The following is a 17262-nucleotide window of genomic DNA, read 5'->3' as shown; positions in this document are numbered from 1 at the left end:
CGGAGATGATCACGACGTCGAAGGACTCGTCGGGGAACGGAAGGGCGAGGGCGTCGCCCTCCATGGCGGTGGCGGTGGCCCCGGCCGGTGCCTCCCCGGCCTCCTTCATCGCCGCGAACCACTTGGCGACCTCGCGGATCTCCTCGCCGTTGCGGTCCAGCGCCACGACCTGCGCGCCGCGCCGGTAGCACTCGAACGCGTGCCGTCCGGCGCCGCAGCCGAGGTCCAGGACGCGGTCGCCGGGGGCGAGCGGGAACCGGGAGAAGTCGACGGTCAGCACGTGGCCCTGCTTTCGGAGTAGACAACCTCTGAGCCCGCGGAGCGGTGGGCGCCCGGGGCCGGGGAACGGTCGGTGCCCTGGCCTGCGGAGCGATCGGGCTCCGGGGCCGGGGAACGGTCGGGGCCCGGCGTCCCGGAGTGGTCGGGACCCGGCGTCCCGGAGTCACCGGCGCCCGGACCGGCGGCAGTGACGGTGCCGGCGCCTGCGGCATCGCCCGCATCCGGGCCCGCAAGGCGGCCCGAACCCGGAACCCCGGAGCCGTCCGAGCCCGGGCCGGCGGAGCGGCGCTCGTCCTCGGCCGCGGTGCGGCCGGCGTCCGCGCGCACAGAGCGATCGGGCTCCGGGACCGGGGAACCGCCGGGGCCCGGACCGACGGAGCGGCCGGTCTCCGAAGCCCCGGAGCGGCTCAAGTCCCCGGCCGCGGAGCCGTCGACGCCCGGGATCGCAGAGCCGTCGACGCCCGGGATCGCAGAGCCGTCGGCGCCCTGAGGTGCGGAGTTGCCCGTGTCCACGCCCGCGGAACGGCGCGCGTCCGGGCCGGCGAAGCGGCCGGAGTCCGAAGCCCCGGAGCCGGCAGAGTGCGGGCCGGCGGAGCGGCGGGTGTTGGGGGGTGTGGGGCGGGGTCGGGGCGGAGTGGCTGAGGTGGCGATGGCCTCGCGGTAGTGGGCCACCGTGCCCTCGGCCGCGCGTGCCCATGTGAAGTGGCGCAGGACGCGGTCGCGGCCGGCCGCGCCCAGGCGGGTGCGCAGGTCGGGGTCGTCCAGCAGCCGGCAGAGCGCGGCGGCCAGGGCGCCCGCGTCGCCCGGCGGTACGGCGAGGCAGGTCTCCCCGTCGCGCCCGGCGACCTCGGGGATCGCACCGCCGGTCGTGGCGACCAGCGGCGTGCCCGTGGCCATGGCCTCGGCCGCGGGGAGGGAGAAGCCCTCGTACAGGGACGGCACGCACGCGACCTCGGCCGAGCGCACGAGGTCGACCAGTTCGGCGTCGGAGATGCCCTTGACGAACTCGACGGCGCCCTCGAGGCCGTAGCGCTCGATGGCCTGTGCGACCGGTCCGTCCTCGGCCCGCTTGCCGACCACGACGAGGTGCGCCTCGGGCTGTTCCGCGCGCACCTTCGCCAGCGCCTCGACGAGGAAGACCAGGCCCTTGAGCGGCACGTCCGCGCTGGAGGTGGTCACGATCCGGCCCGGCACCCGCCGCACCGACGGATCGGGTGAGAACAGGTCCGTGTCGGCGCCGATGTGCACGACGTGGACGCGGTCGGACCGTACGCCCAGGTGGTCGACGATCTCCTGCCGGGAGCTGCCGGAGACGGTCAGCACGGACGGCAGCCGGCGCGCGACCCGCCTCTGCATGCGCGTGAAGGCGTACCAGCGCTTCACGGACCACCGCCGCTGCCAGGTGTCGGCGGCGTCCAGCTCCAACTGCCGGTCCACGGTGATGGGGTGGTGGACGGTGGTCACCAGCGGCGCGCCGACATCGCCCAGCAGCCCGTACCCCAGCGTCTGATTGTCGTGCACGACGTCGAACTCGCCGCGCCGGGCCCGCAGATGGCGGCGGGCGCGCAGGGAGAACGTCAGCGGTTCGGGGAAGCCGCCGGTCCACATGGTGGCGACCTCCAGCGCGTCGACCCAGTCGCGGTACTCGTCGCGGCCGGGGGTGCGGAAGGGGTCCGGCTGGCGGTAGAGGTCGAGGCTGGGCAGCTCCGTCAGGCTCAGCCGGCCCGGGGCGCTGTCCTCCAGGTCGTCGAGGACCGGATACGGCTGGGCGCCGATCACCTCGACCCGGTGGCCGAGGCGGGCCAGCTCGCGGGAGAGATGACGGACGTAGACGCCCTGGCCGCCGCAGAACGGGTTTCCCTTGTAGGTGAGGAGCGCGATGTCGAGCGGTCGCTCGCCGTCCGCGGCGAGGTCCGTGGGGGACCCCGCCTGACTGGCCTCAGCGGTCACTCTGGGCCCCCTTCTGACTGCACTGTCCCGCGAGATTACGCCGGGACGCTAATCTAGAACAAGTTTCAGACTTGATCGTTCAGGAGGCTCCGAATCTACCGGCAGGTAGCCTCGCTGTGAGCAGTGGATCAGGTGATTCACGCCACGGCTCGCGCGGTGTACGGCGCCCTGCCATGCTGTCCGATCACACGCACTCACCGACTGTCACGGAGCGGTACCCATGCCTGCGCAAGCCAAGGTGGAAGCCAGCACCGCGCGGCCGTCCGCGAAGCCCGCGACCCCCGCGCGCGAGCACGGGCCGGCCATGTCGCCGCCCCTGACCGAGCGGCAGGAGGCGCGCCGCCGTCGCATCCTGCGCGCGACCGCGCAGCTCGCCGGGCGGGGCGGCTTCGACGCGGTGCAGATGCGGGAGGTGGCGGAGTCCTCGCAGGTGGCCCTCGGCACCCTCTACCGGTACTTCCCGTCCAAGGTGCATCTGCTGGTCGCCACCATGCAGGACCAGCTCGAGCGCATGCACGGCACCCTGCGCAAGAAGCCGCCGGTCGGCGAGAGCCCGGCCGAACGGGTCGCGGAGACCCTGATGCGGGCCTTCCGCGCCCTCCAGCGCGAGCCGCACCTGGCCGACGCCATGGTCCGCGCGCTGACCTTCGCGGACCGCAGCGTGAGCCCCGAGGTCGACCAGGTCTCCCGCCAGACCACGGCGATCATCCTGGACGCGATGGGCCAGGACGACCCGACCCCGCAACAGCTGTCCGCGGTCCGCGTGATCGAGCACACCTGGCACTCGGCGCTGATCACCTGGCTCTCGGGCCGGGCCTCCATCGCCCAGGTGAAGATAGACATAGAGACGGTGTGCAGACTGATCGACCTGCCGGCTCCCGACGAGGACTGAAGAGCCCACGAGAGCCGCACGGCCCATCGGACCGGACACGAAGAAACCCGGGCACACGGCCCGGGCACGAAAAAACCTACGAGACGGGTTCCCTTCGCCGGCATTGCCCGGATCAGGTTCCAGGGGTCGCCTTCCGGTCTCTCGACCTTCCGGCCTCTCAGCCCGACCGTCGACGTCGGCCTCAGCGGATGCCTTTCGGCGTCTCGCCAAAGTCGGCTACTCCGGTCGAACTCCCTCACTCGCCCCGTAGGCACTTACCAGGATAGAACGCCCAAGCCCGGACACAACACCCGAACCAGAAGATTTTTTTCCGATGTTCTGAGCAGCACGCTCCTGCTATACAGCTCCATGGAACACAGCACCCCGGAGCCCCCGAAGCCCCCGAAGCCCCCGGAATTTCTGGAATCCCTGGAGCACCTCCTCGCCGAGCGCGCCTGCGAGCGCCTCGTCATCGACTTCGTCCACCGCCTGGACCTGGGCGACCCCGGTTCGGTGGCCGAGCTGTTCACGCAGGACGGCGTCTGGGAATGGCCGCCGCCCGGCGACGGCCGGCGCGTCCAGGGTCGGGACGCCCTGCGCGCCTACTTCGCCTCCCGCCCCGCCGACCGGCTCTCCCGCCGTCTGATGTCGAACATCGTCGTCACGGTGACCTCCCCGGACACGGCCACGGCCGTCTCCTACTTCACGACCTACCGCGTGGACGGCCACCAGGGCGGCATGGTGCCCGCCGGCCCGCCCGTCCAGATCGGCCATTACGAGGACCGGTTCCGCCGGGTCTCCGGCGCCTGGCTCCTGACCTCCCGGACCCTGCACCTGCCCTTCGGTGGCCCGACACCCGTGGACCCCGGGCAGGAACCGGGCCGGTAGAGTGAGCCGGTCGTCTTCACGCCTGTCCGGGGGGAAGCCGGTGCGAATCCGGCGCTGACCCGCAACCGTGAGCCGCCCCTCGTGGGCGGCGAGCCGGACTGCCCCGGGCGGGAGCGTGAGCGGCTCACGTGCGCCGGCAGCCCGCCGCCGCACGGCACCGTCGAGGTATACGGAGCCGAGCCGCCGGGGTGTCCCGTGCTGCCCGGCTCCCTTCAGGGAGAGGCATCCGCCGATCATGAACATCCGCCGCAGCGCCGCGGCCCTGGCCGCCGTCGCCCTGATCGGCATATCGGCACCCGCCGTCGCCGCCGACTCCTCCCCCTCTCCCTCCGGGTCCCCCACGCTGCCCTCAGGGCTCTACGGCACCACGGACCCCAAGTACGACGGCGTCTGGCGGCAGTCCCTCGCGCTGCTCGCACAGCACACGGCGGGTGTGCGGCCCGCCGCGAAGGCCGTGGACTGGCTGACGGGGCAGCAGTGCGCGAACGGCGCCTTCGCCTCCTTCCGCGCCGACACGTCCCGCGCCTGCGACTCCAAGGTCGTGGTCGACACCAACAGCACGGCCGCCGCCGTCCAGGCCCTCGCCGCGCTCGGCGGACACGGCGCCACGACCGGCAAGGCGGTGTCCTGGCTGAAGTCCGTGCAGAACGCCGACGGCGGCTGGGGCTACACGCCCGGCGGGCCCAGCGACACCAACTCCACCTCGGTCGTCGTCGGGGCGCTCACCGCCGTGGGCGAGAAGCCCGAGGCCGTGCGCAAGGGCGGGAAGTCCCCCTACGACGCCCTGCTGGAGTTCGCCCTGCCGTGCTCCGGTGACGCCGCGGGCGCCGGCGCGTTCGCCTACCAGCCCGACAAGAAGGGCACGCTCGCCGCCAACGCGGACGCCACCGCCGCGGGTGTGGTCGCCGCCCTCGGACAGGGCCTGGCCGCCAAGGCCGCGAGCGGCGACGGGAACGGCGGCGGCGACCGCTGCTCGGACTCCGGCAAGGCCGGCCCCGCCCGGGCCGCCGCCAACGGCGCCGCGTATCTCGCGCGCGCTGTCGGCAAGGACGGCTACCTCACCTCCGTACTCCCCGGCGCCACCGACCAGCCCGACTACGGCAACACCGCCGACGCGGTCGTCGCGCTCGCCGCGCAGGGCGGGGCCGCCACGGCGCAGAAGCCCCTCCAGTGGCTGGAGAAGCACTCCGAGGCGTGGGCGAAGCAGAGCGGTCCCGCCGCGTACGCCCAGCTCGTCTTCGCCGCCCGGGCGACCGGCACCGACCCGCGTGACTTCGGCGGCATCGACCTGGTCGAGCGGCTCAACGCCACCGGCCCGGCGCCCCAGGCGGCCGTCGCCAAGGACAAGGAGGGCGCCACGGACGTCGCGAAGGGCAACTCCGGCCACGCTGTCTGGTGGGCCGCCGGGATCCTTCTGGTCGTCGTCATCGCCGTCGGCCTCATGCTGAGCCGCGGCAGGGGCGACAAGGTGCGGCAGCCGTGACGCGCCGCTTCCGCGCGCTGTCCGCCGTGCTGCTGGCCGCCGTGTGCCTGCTGTCGGCGAGCGTGGGCCAGGCGCAGGCGGTCGGTTACCGCTACTGGTCGTTCTGGGACCGCGACGGCGGCCACTGGACGTACGCCACCGAGGGGCCGTCCACCGCCCGCCCCGCCGACGGCGACGTGCAGGGTTTCCGCTTCGCGGTGAGCCAGGACTCCCAGGACGCCGCCCAGCCGCACGGAAGTGCCGACTTCGCGGCCGTCTGCGCCAAGACGCCCGCCCAGCAGGGCAAGAAGCGGATCGCACTGGTCCTCGACTTCGGCACGAAGGCCGACGCGCCCTCCGGCGAGACCCCGCCCGCGCCGCGTACGGCCTGCGCCCGCGTCCCCGCCGACGCCACGACGGCGGAGGCCCTGGCGGCGGTCGCGGGGCCCCTGCGCTACGACACCAACGCCCTGCTCTGCGCCATCGCCGGGTATCCGCGGCAGGGGTGCGGCGAGCAGGTCGCGTCGGGGAAGAGCACATCGTCGAAGAGCGGCGGCGCGCAGGACGAGGCGAAGAAGGCGGACGAGGACGGCGGTCCCTCGGTCGGCCTCGTCGCGGGCGGTGCCGTCGTGCTCGTACTGGCCGGAGCGGCCGTCTGGCAGGCCCGGCGGCGGCGCGGAGATGCGTAAGGCGTCCGCCGGCACGGGGCGGCCTCCGGCCCCCGCAGGCGCGGGGCCGAGCCGGACGGCAGGCGGTCCGGGCACGCGCGCAGAGGCCGATGGCGCGGGCATGAGCCCGACGCCGGCCGGCGCCCGCGCGGTTCCGCGCGACGCCACCGGCGACGAAAACCCACACGGGACAGCAGCCGACACCGACACGCGCCCCACGCCAGACGGCACCCCTGCGCTTCCGCGCAACGCCACCGGCGACGCAGACCCACGCGGGACAGCAGCCGGCACGGACACGCGTCCGGCGGCCGACGGCGCTCGCGCAGCCATGCGGCGGACGCCCGGCTGGGCACGCTCGGGCCTGCGCGGCGCGCGCGGCGGCGCACGGACAAGCGTGCGTGGAGTACCCGGCGCGGCACGCGCGAACCCGCGCGGAGTGCCCGGCGCCGCACGCGTGAATCCGCGTGGCGCCGCCGGTGTGCATGCGGGGGCCTGGTGGTTGTGGGCCCTGGCTCTCGGGACCGCTGCCACCCGTACCACCAACCCCCTCCTGCTCGCCCTGCTCCTCACCGTCTCCGGGTACGTCGTGGTGACCTGCCGCCCCGACACGCCCTCCGCCCGCTCGTACACCGCGTTCGTCCGGCTCGCGCTCGCCGTGCTGCTCATCCGTCTCGTCTTCGCCGTCGCCCTCGGCTCCCCCATCCCCGGCACGCATGTGCTCGTCACCCTGCCCGAAGTGCCGCTGCCGCACTGGGCGCAGGGCATCCGCCTGGGCGGCCGGGTCACGGCCGAGGCTCTGGTCTTCGCCCTGTACGACGGCCTGAAGCTGGCCACCCTGCTCGTCTGCGTCGGCGCCGCCAACGCCCTCGCCGCCCCCGCCCGGCTGCTGAAGTCCCTTCCGGGCGCCCTGTACGAGATGGGCGTCGCCGTCGTCGTCGCGCTCACCTTCGCCCCGCACCTGGTCGCCGACGGCCGCCGGCTGCGCGCGGCCCGCCGGCTGCGCGGGCGGCCCGACCGGGGCGTCCGCGGTCTGCTGCACGTGGGACTGCCGGTCCTTCAGGGCGCGCTGGAGCGGTCCGTCGCCCTGGCCGCCGCGATGGACGCCCGCGGCTACGGCCGTACGGCCGAGGTCGCGCCCGCCGTGCGCCGTACCACCGCCGCCCTGACCCTCGGGGGCCTGCTCGGCGTCTGCGCCGGAACGTACGGACTGCTCACCGCCGAGGGCGGCACCTACGGCCTGCCGGTCCTGCTCGCCGGGGTCGCCGCCGCCCTCGCCGGGCTCCGCCTCGGCGGCCGGCGCTCCCCGCGCACCCGCTACCGGCCCGACACCTGGAACCTCCGTTCCTGCCTGGTCGCCGGAGCGGGAGCGGCCGTCGCGGCGCTCCTCACGCTCGCCGCCGCCCGCGACCCCGAGGCCCTGCACCCCGGTGTCGTGCCCCTCACCGCCCCCACCCTCCCCCTGTGGCCCGCCGCGGCCGTACTCCTGGGCCTGCTGCCCGCCTTCGCCGCCGCACCCACGCCCGCCCGCACGTCCCCCGAGGAGCCGTCGTGATCCGCTTCGAGGATGTCTCCGTGACGTACGACGGGGCGGCCGAACCCACCGTCCGCGGAGTTGACTTCGAGGTGCCCGAGGGTGAACTCGTGCTGCTCGTCGGCCCGTCCGGGGTCGGCAAGTCGACCGTCCTCGGCGCGGTGAGCGGGCTCGTGCCGCACTTCACCGGCGGCACCCTGCGCGGCCGGGTCACCGTGGCCGGCCGCGACACCCGCACCCACAAGCCGCGCGAGCTCGCCGACGTCGTCGGCACGGTCGGACAGGACCCGCTCTCCCACTTCGTCACCGACACCGTCGAGGACGAACTCGCCTACGGCATGGAGTCGCTGGGCCTCGCCCCGGACGTGATGCGGCGGCGGGTGGAGGAGACCCTGGACCTGCTGGGCCTGGCCGATCTGCGGGACCGTCCCATCGCCACGCTCTCCGGCGGCCAGCAGCAGCGGGTCGCGATCGGCTCCGTCCTCACCCCGCACCCGAAGGCCCTCGTCCTCGACGAGCCCACCTCCGCGCTGGACCCGGCCGCCGCCGAGGAGGTCCTCGCCGTCCTCCAGCGGCTCGTGCACGACCTCGGCACCACGGTCCTCATGGCCGAGCACCGCCTGGAGCGCGTCGTCCAGTACGCCGACCAGGTCGTCCTCCTGCCCGCCCCCGGCGCCGCCCCGACGATCGGCGCCCCGGCCGACCTCATGGCCGTCTCGCCGGTGTACCCGCCGGTGGTCGACCTGGGCCGCCTGGCGGGCTGGTCCCCGCTGCCCCTGACGGTCCGCGACGCCCGCCGCCGGGCGGCGGACCTGCGTGAGCGACTGACCGGCCGCGAGCCCGCACCGGCGGCGCCCGGGCCCGCACCCGGGACCACCGCGGCGCCCGCGCGTCCGGCCGCCCCGCGCACCCTCTTCCCGCTCCTGCGCAGGCGCGCCCCCCGCGACACCGGCCCCACGGACACACCACCGGTCGTCGCCGAGGCCCGCGCGCTGGCCGTCCGGCGCGGCCGCGTCCAGGCGCTGCGGCACGTGCACCTGACCGTCGCCCCCGGCGAGACCATCGCCCTCATGGGGCGCAACGGCGCCGGGAAGTCCACCCTCCTGGGCTCCCTGGTCGGACTGGTGGAACCCTCCGGCGGGCAGGTCCGCGTGGGCGGCGCGGTCCCCCACCGCACCCCGCCCCGCGACCTCGTGCGCCGCGTCGGGCTGGTCCCGCAGGAGCCACGCGACCTGCTGTACGCCGACACGGTCGCCGCCGAGTGCGCGGCCGCCGACCGCGACGCGCAGGCCGCGCCCGGCACCTGCCGGGCCCTGGTCTCCGAGCTGCTGCCCGGGGTCGCCGACGCCACCCACCCCCGGGACCTGTCCGAGGGGCAGCGGCTGGCGCTCGCGCTGGCCGTGGTCCTGACCGCCCGGCCACCGCTGCTGCTGCTCGACGAGCCGACCCGCGGCCTGGACTACGGCGCGAAGGCCCGCCTGGTCACCGTGCTGCGCGAGCTCGCCGCCGCCGGGCACGCGATCGTACTGGCCACGCACGACGTGGAGCTGGCCGCGGAGCTCGCCCACCGGGTGGTGCTGCTCGCCGAGGGCGAGGTGATCGCCGACGGCCCGACCGCCGAGGTGGTCGTCTCCTCCCCCTCCTACGCCCCCCAGGTCACCAAGATCCTGGCCCCGCACAGGTGGCTCACGGTCGCCCAGGTCCGCGAGGCACTGGCATGACGACCATGACGACCGCCCGTGACTCGTCCCACGGCTCCGTGCGGGCCGTCCGGTTCGGCCCCCGCTCCGTGATCACGCTCGCCCTGGTCAGCGCCGTCGGTGTGGTGGCCTTCACCTGGCCGTTCCTGGCCCCGCCCGCCTCCCGGCTCAGCGCGCACGCGCAGGACGCGCCCTGGCTCTTCGCGGGCCTGCTCGTGCTGCTCGTCGCCGTCCTCGCCGCGACGATCTCCGAGTCCGGTCTCGGCCCGAAGGCCGTCGCCATGCTCGGCGTGCTGGCCGCGACGGGGGCCGCGCTGCGCCCGATCGGCGCCGGGACCGCCGGCATCGAGCCCATGTTCTTCCTGATGGTGCTGAGCGGACGCGTCCTCGGCCCGGGCTTCGGGTTCGTGCTCGGCTCGACGACCATGTTCGCCTCCGCGCTGCTCACAGGTGGGGTGGGGCCCTGGATGCCGTTCCAGATGCTGGCCATGGGGTGGTTCACCATGGGCGCGGGCCTGCTGCCGGGCCCGGACCGCCTGCGCGGCCGTACGGAACTGCTGATGCTGGCCGGCTACGGCTTCCTCGCCGCCTTCGCCTACGGCACGGTCATGAACCTCGCGGGCTGGCCCTTCATGGGCACCCTCGCCTCCTCCATCGCCTTCGACCCGCACGCCACGGTCCCCGCCAACCTGGCCCGCTTCCTCGCCTACTGCCTGGCCACCTCGCTCGGCTGGGACCTGGGCCGGGCCGCCGTCACCGTCGTCCTGACCCTGGTCGTCGGCCCGGCCGTGCTGAGGGCGCTGCGCCGTGCCACCCGGCGGGCCGCCTTCGAGACGCCGGTCACGTTCGACCCGCCCGCACCGTGAACCGGCCCACATGACGCGGATCACCTACGACCCCGGGTCGTAGCCACGCGGCCCATGGCATGTGCGCGCGTTTACCCGCGCCGACCTGCGCATTGAGAGCCCGCTCACACCCACGCACACCACCGCGGATGCGACGACAACTAGTAAAAGGGGTGTTTGCGGGCAGACGCGCCCCCTGCTTGTCTGGACGACGTCGTCAGGAGCCGACGGTCCCCGGACCCCGGACACATCCGGGACTCCGGGGCCTTCGGTGCCAGGGCAGCTCCTCCTCCCGCTCCCGCGGGCTCCGGCTGCTCGCGACACTCCCGTCCCCGACGCAAGAGGTTCTCCGTGCCCGTCTCCCTCATCCGTCGCATCGCCTCCCCGAAGAAGGCCCTCACCACCGCCGCCGTGGCCGCCGCCACCGCCGGCATCGCCCTGACTTCGGCTCCCGCCCAGGCCGCCACCCACGCCTCGGGCCCGGACGCGAAGGCGATCGCGCACCAGATGATCCCGGACGCCGCGCAGTTCAACGCCTTCAGCCGCATCGTCGAGCACGAGAGCGGCTGGAACCCCCACGCCACCAACGCCTCCTCCGGCGCCTACGGCCTGGTCCAGGCGCTGCCCGCCTCGAAGATGTCCTCGGCGGGCGCCGACTGGAAGACCAACCCCAAGACCCAGATCAAGTGGGGCCTGGACTACATGAACTCCCGCTACGGCAGCCCGGCCAAGGCCTGGAGCTTCTGGCAGTCCCACGGCTGGTACTGAGCCGACCCCACCCCCGGCCCCTGAGCCGGCCACCGACGCGAGGGCGGCGGTCCCCCGATCCCCGGGACCGCCGCCCTCGTCGTGTCCGGACACCGTACGACCACGCACGTCTGCTTTCCTGGTGCCATGGCAGCAGACCCGCCGCGGGACGCCCGCCCGGACGCCGCCGAGGCCCGCGGTCTGCGCATGGTGCCGGTGCTGCTGGGGCTGACGGTGGTCAGCGGCATCATCGACGCGGTGAGCTACTTGGGGCTCCACCACGTCTTCACCGCGAACATGACCGGCAACGTGGTGGTCCTCGGTTTCGCCGCCGCCGGGGCGCCCGGCTTCTCCGTGTCTCACACCGCCACGTCCCTGGCCTGCTTCCAGCTGGGCGCGCTGGCCGGCGGCCGGGTCGCGGTGCGCTACGGCGGCCGCTCGCGGCGCAGTTGGGCCCGTGTGACGTTCGCCGTCGAGGCGGCCCTGGTCGGGGCGTCGGCGGCGGTCGCCTTCGCCGCCCCGGGCGCCACCGGGACGGCGTACACGCTGATCGCCCTGACCGCCCTCGCGATGGGCCTGCGCAACGCGACGGTCGTCAAACTGGGCGTGCCCGACCTGACGACCACCGTCCTGACCAGGACCCTGGCCGACCTCGCCGCCGACTCCCGCGCCGCCGGCGGCACCGGCATGGGCTCCGTACGCCGCGCCGCGTCAGTGGTCGCGATGCTCGCCGGCGCGGCCCTCGGCGCCTGGCTGGTGGTCCGCCGCGACCTGGGCACGCCGCTGCTGATCGCGGCGCTGGCGGCCGGGGTGCTGGCGGCGGTGACGTCGGGCCGCGAGTGACGTCATCTGCCGCCGAAGTCGACGTCCTTGGTCTCGACGGTCCCGGCCGTGCGTCCCGGTGCCTGCTGGTACTTCCAGTACAGGTTGGTGTGGGCGATGACCTGCTCCGGCGGCGGGGCGCCCCAGGCCGACATGTCCTCCGTGGTGTGGGCGTCGCCGACCAGGATCGTGTCGTATCCCCGCACCAGCGCGCCGTGCAGCGTCGAGCGGACGCACACGTCGGTCGACGCCCCGGTCACGAACAGGCGGCCCACCCCGAGTCCCGACAGCACGGTCTCGAGTGTGGTGTCCTCGAACGAGTCACCGTAGTTCTTGTGAACGAGCGGCTCGCCCTCACCCGGCGTCAGCTCGGGCACGATCCGCCAGCCGTCACTGCCCTTCACCATCCCCTCGTCGGCGTGCTGCACCCACACGACGGGAGTCTCCTCCCGCCGGGCGCGCTCGACCAGGGCGGCGATGTTCGCGACGACCGCCTCACGCTCGTACGCCTTGCCGACGACATCGTTCTGCACGTCGACGACGAGGAGTGCGGTGTTGGGCCGGTCCTGAAGTGTGGTCATGGTTCCCCCTTGCGCCTGCCGGTGCCATCCTCGACCACACTAGACCGGGCCACTGACAATCGGGTCAGTCCGCGACAGACGTCCAGGTGACAAAGCTGGTGAAGGCCTCCGGCCGGAAGGTGAGCATTGGGCCGGTGGGGGCCTTGGAGTCGCGTATGGCGACGGTGGCGCAGGGGGTTTCGGCGATCTCCACGCATTCGCCGCCTTGGTCGCTGCTGTAACTGGACTTACGCCACTTGATCTCCATAGCGGTCCTCCATCACGCGCCGGATCAGCTCCGCCGAGTCCTTGATGGACAGTGCGGCGGCTCGGAGGTGATCGTAACGGAGCGAGCAGTCGTTGACGGTGGTCGGATTGGCGGTCGGATGCCCGCTGCCGTAGCCCTCCGTGTAGACAATGGTCGGGTCACTGGCGAAGCGGAAGAGGGTGAACGAGCCTGTCAATCCCGCATGCGCTCCGGCCGAGTACGGCAGGATCTGAACGTTGATCCTGAAGTGGTCCTCGAACGACAACAGGTGAGCCAGTTGCCCCCGCATGGTCTCCGGGCTGCCGATCTCCTGGTACAGGACGGCCTCGCCAAGGATCATCCAGAAGACCGGCGTCACTTCCTTGTCGAAAATTCGTTGACGGGCCAGACGTACAGCGGTCCGGTCGTCGAGGCTTGTCTGGTCGAGTGCACCCAGCGTGGCACGCGCGTAGGCGCCGGTCTGGAGCAGACCATGGACCACGCCCATCTGGTAGGTGCGAATCTCAGTGGCTTGCGTCTCCAACGCCGCCACCTGCTGGAACCACGTGGGTAGTTGGCTGCGCAGCACCAGCTCGACCAGTCGCGACAGCAAGCCGTCCGATCCCAACGCGGCATCCACTCGCTCACTGAACTCGGGCGTCGGCACTTTCCGCGCCGTCTCGATCTGCCCGACCAGCGACCCGGTGTAGTTGACGATCTCCCCAAGTTGCCGCTGTGTCAGGCCTGCGGCCTCCCGCAGCCGCCGCAGCTCGAAGCCGTAGTAGTCGAGCGGTGAGGCCCCCGGGTCGAGGACGTTGATGTTGGTCACGCACGGTCCCCTTTGCGCAGCCGGCCCACCGGCGGACCGGTTGTGTTCACGTAGTAGCCCAGCGTAGTGACGGCACGTCAGCCTCGTCCCGTGAACGACTACTTTCCCTCGATCCTCGCGGGCCCCCGCCCCGACCGGTACCGGATGACGCTCACCGCCGGTGAGCACTCCGCGGGACACATCCGCCGGATCGTCCGCTCTCACCTGACCGACTGGGACCTGACCGAGCTGGCCGACACCCTGGAGCTCGCCGTCACCGAGCTGATCGCCAACGTCGTACGCCATGTCCCGGACCGCCGCTGCACGCTGCTGGTCCTGCGGCAGACGGCGGGCGTCCGGGTGGAGGTGAGCGACGGCTCGCCCCGGCTTCCCGCCGCACCGCGCGACTTGGCGCCGGACGCGGAGTGCGGGCGCGGCCTGCTGCTGCTCGACGCCGTCGTCGGCAAGTGGGGCGTGGAGCCGCACGGGACGGGCGGGAAGACCGTGTGGTTCGAATGCACGGGTGGTGAAACGCCCCTACAGTAAGGAGAGTTGCGAATCTCGGGGGCGGGGCGATGGCGCGGATCGTCGGTGTGCACGGCGTGGGCAAGCAGCGGCTGGGGAGCAACACGCTGCTGAAGGACTGGGGACCCGCGCTGGCCGACGGGCTCGAGCGGGCGGCCGGCCCGCGGCTCGGGGACGGCGACCTGCGGATGGCGTTCTACGGCGACCTGTTCCGGCCCCCGGGTCACACTCTGGCCGTGGGTGATTCGATGTTCACCGAGGAGGACGTCGACGACGGCCTGGAGGCCGAGCTGCTGCTGGAGTGGTGGGCGGCCGGTGCGCGGACCGACAGCGCGGTACCGCCTCCCGGAGGGGACACGCTGGCGCGTTCGCCGCGGGCGGTGCAGACCGCGCTGCGGGTGCTCCAGCACTCCCGGTTCTTCGCCGGACTGACCCTGCGCGGCCTGGTGTCCGACCTCAAACAGGTCCGCCGCTATCTGACGGACGACGAGCTGCGGGCGGCGGCCCGCGGCCGGGTGGCGGAGGCGATCGGGCCGGACACGCGGGTGGTGGTGGCGCACTCGCTGGGCTCGGTCGTCGCCTACGAGGCGCTGTGCGCGCTGCCCGGGCATCAGGTCCGTGCGCTGGTGACGCTGGGTTCGCCGCTGGGCATGCGCATGGTGTTCGACCGGCTCCGCCCCGAGCCCGGCGCCTGGCCGGGCGACGCCGCCACACTGCGCTGGACGAACGTCGTCGACGAGGGCGACCTGGTCGCGGCGGTCAAGGATCTGTCGCTGTTCTTCGGGGCCGGCGTGGGCGGGACGGTCGTGCACAACGGCTCGCACGCCCACGACGCCACGCTCTACCTCACGGCGAAGGAAACCGGCGAGGCGGTGGCGGAGGCCCTGGCATGAACGGGACCGGCGATGGTGGGGGAGATCCGCGGCGCTATCTGATCGCCACCGCGGTCAGCCACTACCCGAACGCCCCCGCCGAGCTGGAGTGGGACCGGCCGGGCCTGACGGAGGCCCGGCGCAAGGTGGTGGAGCTGTTCACGGACGAGCTGGGCTACAAGCACGTGTCGGAGCTTGGCGCCAACCCCACACAGCACCAACTGCTGAAGGAACTGCGGGACTTCTGCATCTCCCCGGACCGGCTTCCGGACGACGTCGTCGCCGTGTACCTCGCCGGGCACGGCGACGTCCTGCCGAACGGCGACTACGTCCTGCTGACCGCGGACACCAGCCCCGACGACCTGTACGACGCCCTGCTCCCGGCCACCCTGGCCCGCAAGATCCTCGCGGGGACGAAGGTGCGCCGGCTGCTGCTGATGCTCGACACCTGCTTCTCGGGGCAGGGCGGCAACGAACTGCTGGCCACCATGGCACGGTTGAAGAGCGACTGGCGCGAGGAGGGCACGGGCCTGGCGGTGGTCACCTCGGCGCAGCCGCGCGAGCTGGCGCTGACGGGCGCGTTCCCGGAGCTGCTGGCGGAGGCCGTGACGAGCCTGGCGACTGCGGGCTACGCGCCCCCGCTGCTGGCCCTGGACGCGGTGGTCAACGCCACCCGCGCCAACCCCAAGCGGCCCGACTACCAGCACATCGGCCTGGAGATCATCGGCCTGACCGGGGAGACCCCGCCCTTCCTGCCCAACGCCAAGCACAGCCCTCGCCTCTCCCACACGGACCTGGCGCTGCAACAGGCGGCGGAGTGGAACGAGCAGGACAGGCGGCGGGACGAGGCGTTCCGGGCGCAGCTGCTGCGGCGGGCGATGGGGCACCGGGACCGGGACCGGGTGGGATGGTGGTTCTCGGGACGGCATCAGGCGCTCGAGGACATCACGGAGTGGCTCCGCGAGCTGCCGGAGGACCGGCCGGCTCTGGTGGTCACCGGCGACCCCGGTTCGGGCAAGACCGCCGTCCTCGGCCTGCTGGCGGCCGTGAGCGACCCGGAGTACCGGCGCACGGTGCCGCTGTCGAGCCTGGGCCTGGCCTCCGACCGGCTGCCCCGCCGCAGGGCGATCCGCGCGGCCCTCTACGCGCAGAACCTCACCGACCAGCAGGTCGTGCGCGCGCTGGCGGCGGCCCTGCGGCTGCCGCCGGCCGAGGGGGTGGCGGAACTGCTGAACCACCTCACCGCCCGTCCGGTGCCGGACCGTCCGCGCGCTGTGCTGATCGACGGCCTCGACGAGGCGGTGACGCCGGAGTCGCTGTGCGGTCAGGTGCTGCGCCCGCTGATGGACCTGGGGCGCCCGTACCTGCGGTTGCTGCTGGGCACCCGTCCCCACCTCTTCGGACCGCTGGGCCTGCGCCGCTCCCAGCACGTCGACCTGGACGCCCCGCGCTACGCCGACCCGGAGGCCGTGCTGGCGTACACGCTCCGCAATCTGCTGGACGCGCAACCCGACTCGCCGTACCTGTGGTGCGACGGCGACCACCGCCTGGCCGTCGCGCGAGCCGTCGCCGAGGCGGCCGGGCACTCGTTCCTGGTCGCCCGCATCACGGCCGGCACCCTGGCCGCCTCGTCCGCCCTGCCCGACCCGCTGGACGCCGGGTGGCGCCGTTCCCTGCCGAGCGCCGCCGCCGACGCCATGCACCGCGACCTGCACCAGCGATTCGGCGACCGCGCGGGGACGATCCTCGATCTGCTGCGGCCACTGGCGTACGCGGAGGGGCAGGGGCTGCCCTGGGAGGACATCTGGGCCCCGCTCGCGTCGGAGCTGTCCGGACACCGCTACACCAACCAGGACCTGCACCGGCTGCGCCGGGACGCCGGGGCGTACGTGGTCGAGGCGGCCGAGGACGGGCGGTCGGTGTACCGGCTCTACCACGAGGCGATGGCGGAGTACCTGCGCCAGGACCAGGACGCACGAGCGGCTCACCGGGCGTTCACCACGGCGCTGCGCCGGACCGTCCCGTACCGCCTCGACGGCCGTCGCGACTGGGCGCGCGCCCACCCGTACCTCCGCCGCCACCTGGCCGGCCACGCCGCCCGCGGCGGCGTGCTCGACGACCTGGTGGCCGACACCGAGTACCTCGCCCACGCCGACTGCGACACCCTCGTGACCCACCTGGAGGAGGTGGAGAGCGACACCGCCCGGCTGCACGCCGCCGTCTACCGCGCGTCGATCGACGTCCACCGCCCCCTGGACGCGGACGCCCGCCGCCGGATCCTCGCGCTGGACGCGGCCCGCTACAACGAGCCGTCACTGGTCGAGGCGCTGAACAGCTCGGCGCCGGGGGCCGGTTGGCATCCCGTCGCCGCATCGGGTTCGCTGCTGACGGGGAACGTGCGCAACGTCCTCACGGGTCACTCGAGAGCCGTAGGGGCGGTGGCGTGCACCGTGCTGAACAACCGCACCGTCGCCGTCACCGGCTCCG

17 protein-coding genes are annotated in these 17262 nt (G+C 73.7%); 12 read left to right on the top strand and 5 right to left on the bottom strand.

What is annotated here, in order from left to right; all coding sequences use genetic code 11:
* Together IE318_RS44945 and IE318_RS17780 are read right to left on the bottom strand one after the other, a co-directional pair.
* Positions 1 to 280: class I SAM-dependent methyltransferase (locus IE318_RS44945; RefSeq protein WP_229903569.1), on the bottom strand; the 280-nt coding region annotated here is incomplete at its 3' end.
* Positions 274 to 2229, bottom strand: a complete 1956-nt coding sequence (locus tag IE318_RS17780) for a glycosyltransferase family 4 protein (RefSeq protein ID WP_229903568.1) — start codon at positions 2227 to 2229, stop codon at positions 274 to 276. The genes IE318_RS44945 and IE318_RS17780, both read right to left, overlap by 7 nt.
* Positions 2230 to 2449: 220 nt before the next feature.
* On the opposite strand from IE318_RS17780, the gene IE318_RS17775 reads away from it, so the two are divergent.
* From IE318_RS17775 to IE318_RS17735, 9 genes are all read left to right on the top strand, one after another.
* Entirely contained in the window at positions 2450 to 3121 is a 672-nt protein-coding gene (locus IE318_RS17775) for a TetR family transcriptional regulator (RefSeq protein ID WP_189901463.1), read from the top strand.
* Between the two features lie 348 nt (positions 3122 to 3469).
* The gene (locus tag IE318_RS17770) at positions 3470 to 3988 is read left to right on the top strand and encodes a nuclear transport factor 2 family protein (RefSeq protein WP_189901460.1); all 519 of its coding nucleotides are present in this window, start codon (positions 3470 to 3472) and stop codon (positions 3986 to 3988) included.
* A 235-nt stretch (positions 3989 to 4223) separates the two neighbouring features.
* A complete protein-coding gene (locus IE318_RS17765) occupies positions 4224 to 5471 on the top strand; it encodes an SCO2321 family membrane protein (protein ID WP_189901459.1) in 1248 nt (415 codons plus the stop codon).
* Positions 5468 to 6139, top strand: coding sequence for an SCO2322 family protein (locus tag IE318_RS17760; protein ID WP_189901457.1), 672 nt, complete (start codon positions 5468 to 5470; stop codon positions 6137 to 6139). Before IE318_RS17765 ends, IE318_RS17760 begins: the two co-directional genes overlap by 4 nt.
* Positions 6140 to 6479: 340 nt before the next feature.
* Complete coding sequence (locus tag IE318_RS17755; protein ID WP_373311213.1) at positions 6480 to 7670, top strand: CbiQ family ECF transporter T component; 1191 nt, start codon at positions 6480 to 6482, stop codon at positions 7668 to 7670.
* Positions 7667 to 9370: an ABC transporter ATP-binding protein gene (locus IE318_RS17750; protein ID WP_189901455.1), complete on the top strand. Its 1704-nt coding sequence runs from the start codon at positions 7667 to 7669 to the stop codon at positions 9368 to 9370. Before IE318_RS17755 ends, IE318_RS17750 begins: the two co-directional genes overlap by 4 nt.
* Positions 9367 to 10215, top strand: a complete 849-nt coding sequence (locus IE318_RS17745) for an ECF transporter S component (protein WP_229903566.1) — start codon at positions 9367 to 9369, stop codon at positions 10213 to 10215. The genes IE318_RS17750 and IE318_RS17745 overlap by 4 nt, the downstream gene beginning before the upstream one ends.
* A gap of 330 nt (positions 10216 to 10545) precedes the next feature.
* Positions 10546 to 10962: an aggregation-promoting factor C-terminal-like domain-containing protein gene (locus IE318_RS17740; protein ID WP_189901451.1), complete on the top strand. Its 417-nt coding sequence runs from the start codon at positions 10546 to 10548 to the stop codon at positions 10960 to 10962.
* A gap of 126 nt (positions 10963 to 11088) precedes the next feature.
* Entirely contained in the window at positions 11089 to 11784 is a 696-nt protein-coding gene (locus tag IE318_RS17735; RefSeq protein ID WP_189901449.1) for a YoaK family protein, read from the top strand.
* Positions 11785 to 11786: 2 nt separating this feature from the next.
* Here IE318_RS17735 and IE318_RS17730 read toward each other — a convergent pair whose 3' ends face one another.
* The 3 genes from IE318_RS17730 to IE318_RS17720 form a co-directional block, all read right to left on the bottom strand.
* Positions 11787 to 12344: an isochorismatase family protein gene (locus IE318_RS17730; RefSeq protein ID WP_189901447.1), complete on the bottom strand. Its 558-nt coding sequence runs from the start codon at positions 12342 to 12344 to the stop codon at positions 11787 to 11789.
* A 64-nt stretch (positions 12345 to 12408) separates the two neighbouring features.
* Positions 12409 to 12591: a DUF397 domain-containing protein gene (locus IE318_RS17725; RefSeq protein ID WP_189901445.1), complete on the bottom strand. Its 183-nt coding sequence runs from the start codon at positions 12589 to 12591 to the stop codon at positions 12409 to 12411.
* Positions 12572 to 13399, bottom strand: a complete 828-nt coding sequence (locus IE318_RS17720) for a helix-turn-helix domain-containing protein (protein ID WP_189901443.1) — start codon at positions 13397 to 13399, stop codon at positions 12572 to 12574. The genes IE318_RS17725 and IE318_RS17720 overlap by 20 nt, the downstream gene beginning before the upstream one ends.
* Before the next feature lie 90 nt (positions 13400 to 13489).
* Between IE318_RS17720 and IE318_RS17715 the strand changes: the two genes are divergently transcribed.
* From IE318_RS17715 to IE318_RS17705, 3 genes are all read left to right on the top strand, one after another.
* The gene (locus tag IE318_RS17715; protein ID WP_229903565.1) at positions 13490 to 13924 is read left to right on the top strand and encodes an ATP-binding protein; all 435 of its coding nucleotides are present in this window, start codon (positions 13490 to 13492) and stop codon (positions 13922 to 13924) included.
* A 29-nt stretch (positions 13925 to 13953) separates the two neighbouring features.
* The gene (locus IE318_RS17710) at positions 13954 to 14796 is read left to right on the top strand and encodes a hypothetical protein (RefSeq protein ID WP_189901441.1); all 843 of its coding nucleotides are present in this window, start codon (positions 13954 to 13956) and stop codon (positions 14794 to 14796) included.
* Positions 14793 to 17262 (top strand): AAA family ATPase (locus IE318_RS17705; RefSeq protein ID WP_189901439.1); only part of this gene is annotated, 2470 nt, incomplete at its 3' end. The genes IE318_RS17710 and IE318_RS17705, both read left to right, overlap by 4 nt.

Source organism: Streptomyces spiralis (genome assembly GCF_014654675.1).
Lineage (GTDB): Bacteria > Actinomycetota > Actinomycetes > Streptomycetales > Streptomycetaceae > Streptomyces > Streptomyces spiralis.
Note: the sequence above shows the minus strand (reverse complement) of the source record. Positions and strands in the feature narration are given on the sequence as shown.

Coding starts and splice junctions, on each gene's coding strand:
- IE318_RS17775 (WP_189901463.1), top strand. CDS start 2,450: ATGCCTGCGCAAGCCAAGGTGGAAGCCAGCACCGCGCGGCCGTCCGCG.
- IE318_RS17770 (WP_189901460.1), top strand. CDS start 3,470: ATGGAACACAGCACCCCGGAGCCCCCGAAGCCCCCGAAGCCCCCGGAA.
- IE318_RS17765 (WP_189901459.1), top strand. CDS start 4,224: ATGAACATCCGCCGCAGCGCCGCGGCCCTGGCCGCCGTCGCCCTGATC.
- IE318_RS17745 (WP_229903566.1), top strand. CDS start 9,367: ATGACGACCATGACGACCGCCCGTGACTCGTCCCACGGCTCCGTGCGG.
- IE318_RS17735 (WP_189901449.1), top strand. CDS start 11,089: ATGGCAGCAGACCCGCCGCGGGACGCCCGCCCGGACGCCGCCGAGGCC.
- IE318_RS17730 (WP_189901447.1), bottom strand. CDS start 12,344: ATGACCACACTTCAGGACCGGCCCAACACCGCACTCCTCGTCGTCGAC.
- IE318_RS17725 (WP_189901445.1), bottom strand. CDS start 12,591: ATGGAGATCAAGTGGCGTAAGTCCAGTTACAGCAGCGACCAAGGCGGC.
- IE318_RS17710 (WP_189901441.1), top strand. CDS start 13,954: ATGGCGCGGATCGTCGGTGTGCACGGCGTGGGCAAGCAGCGGCTGGGG.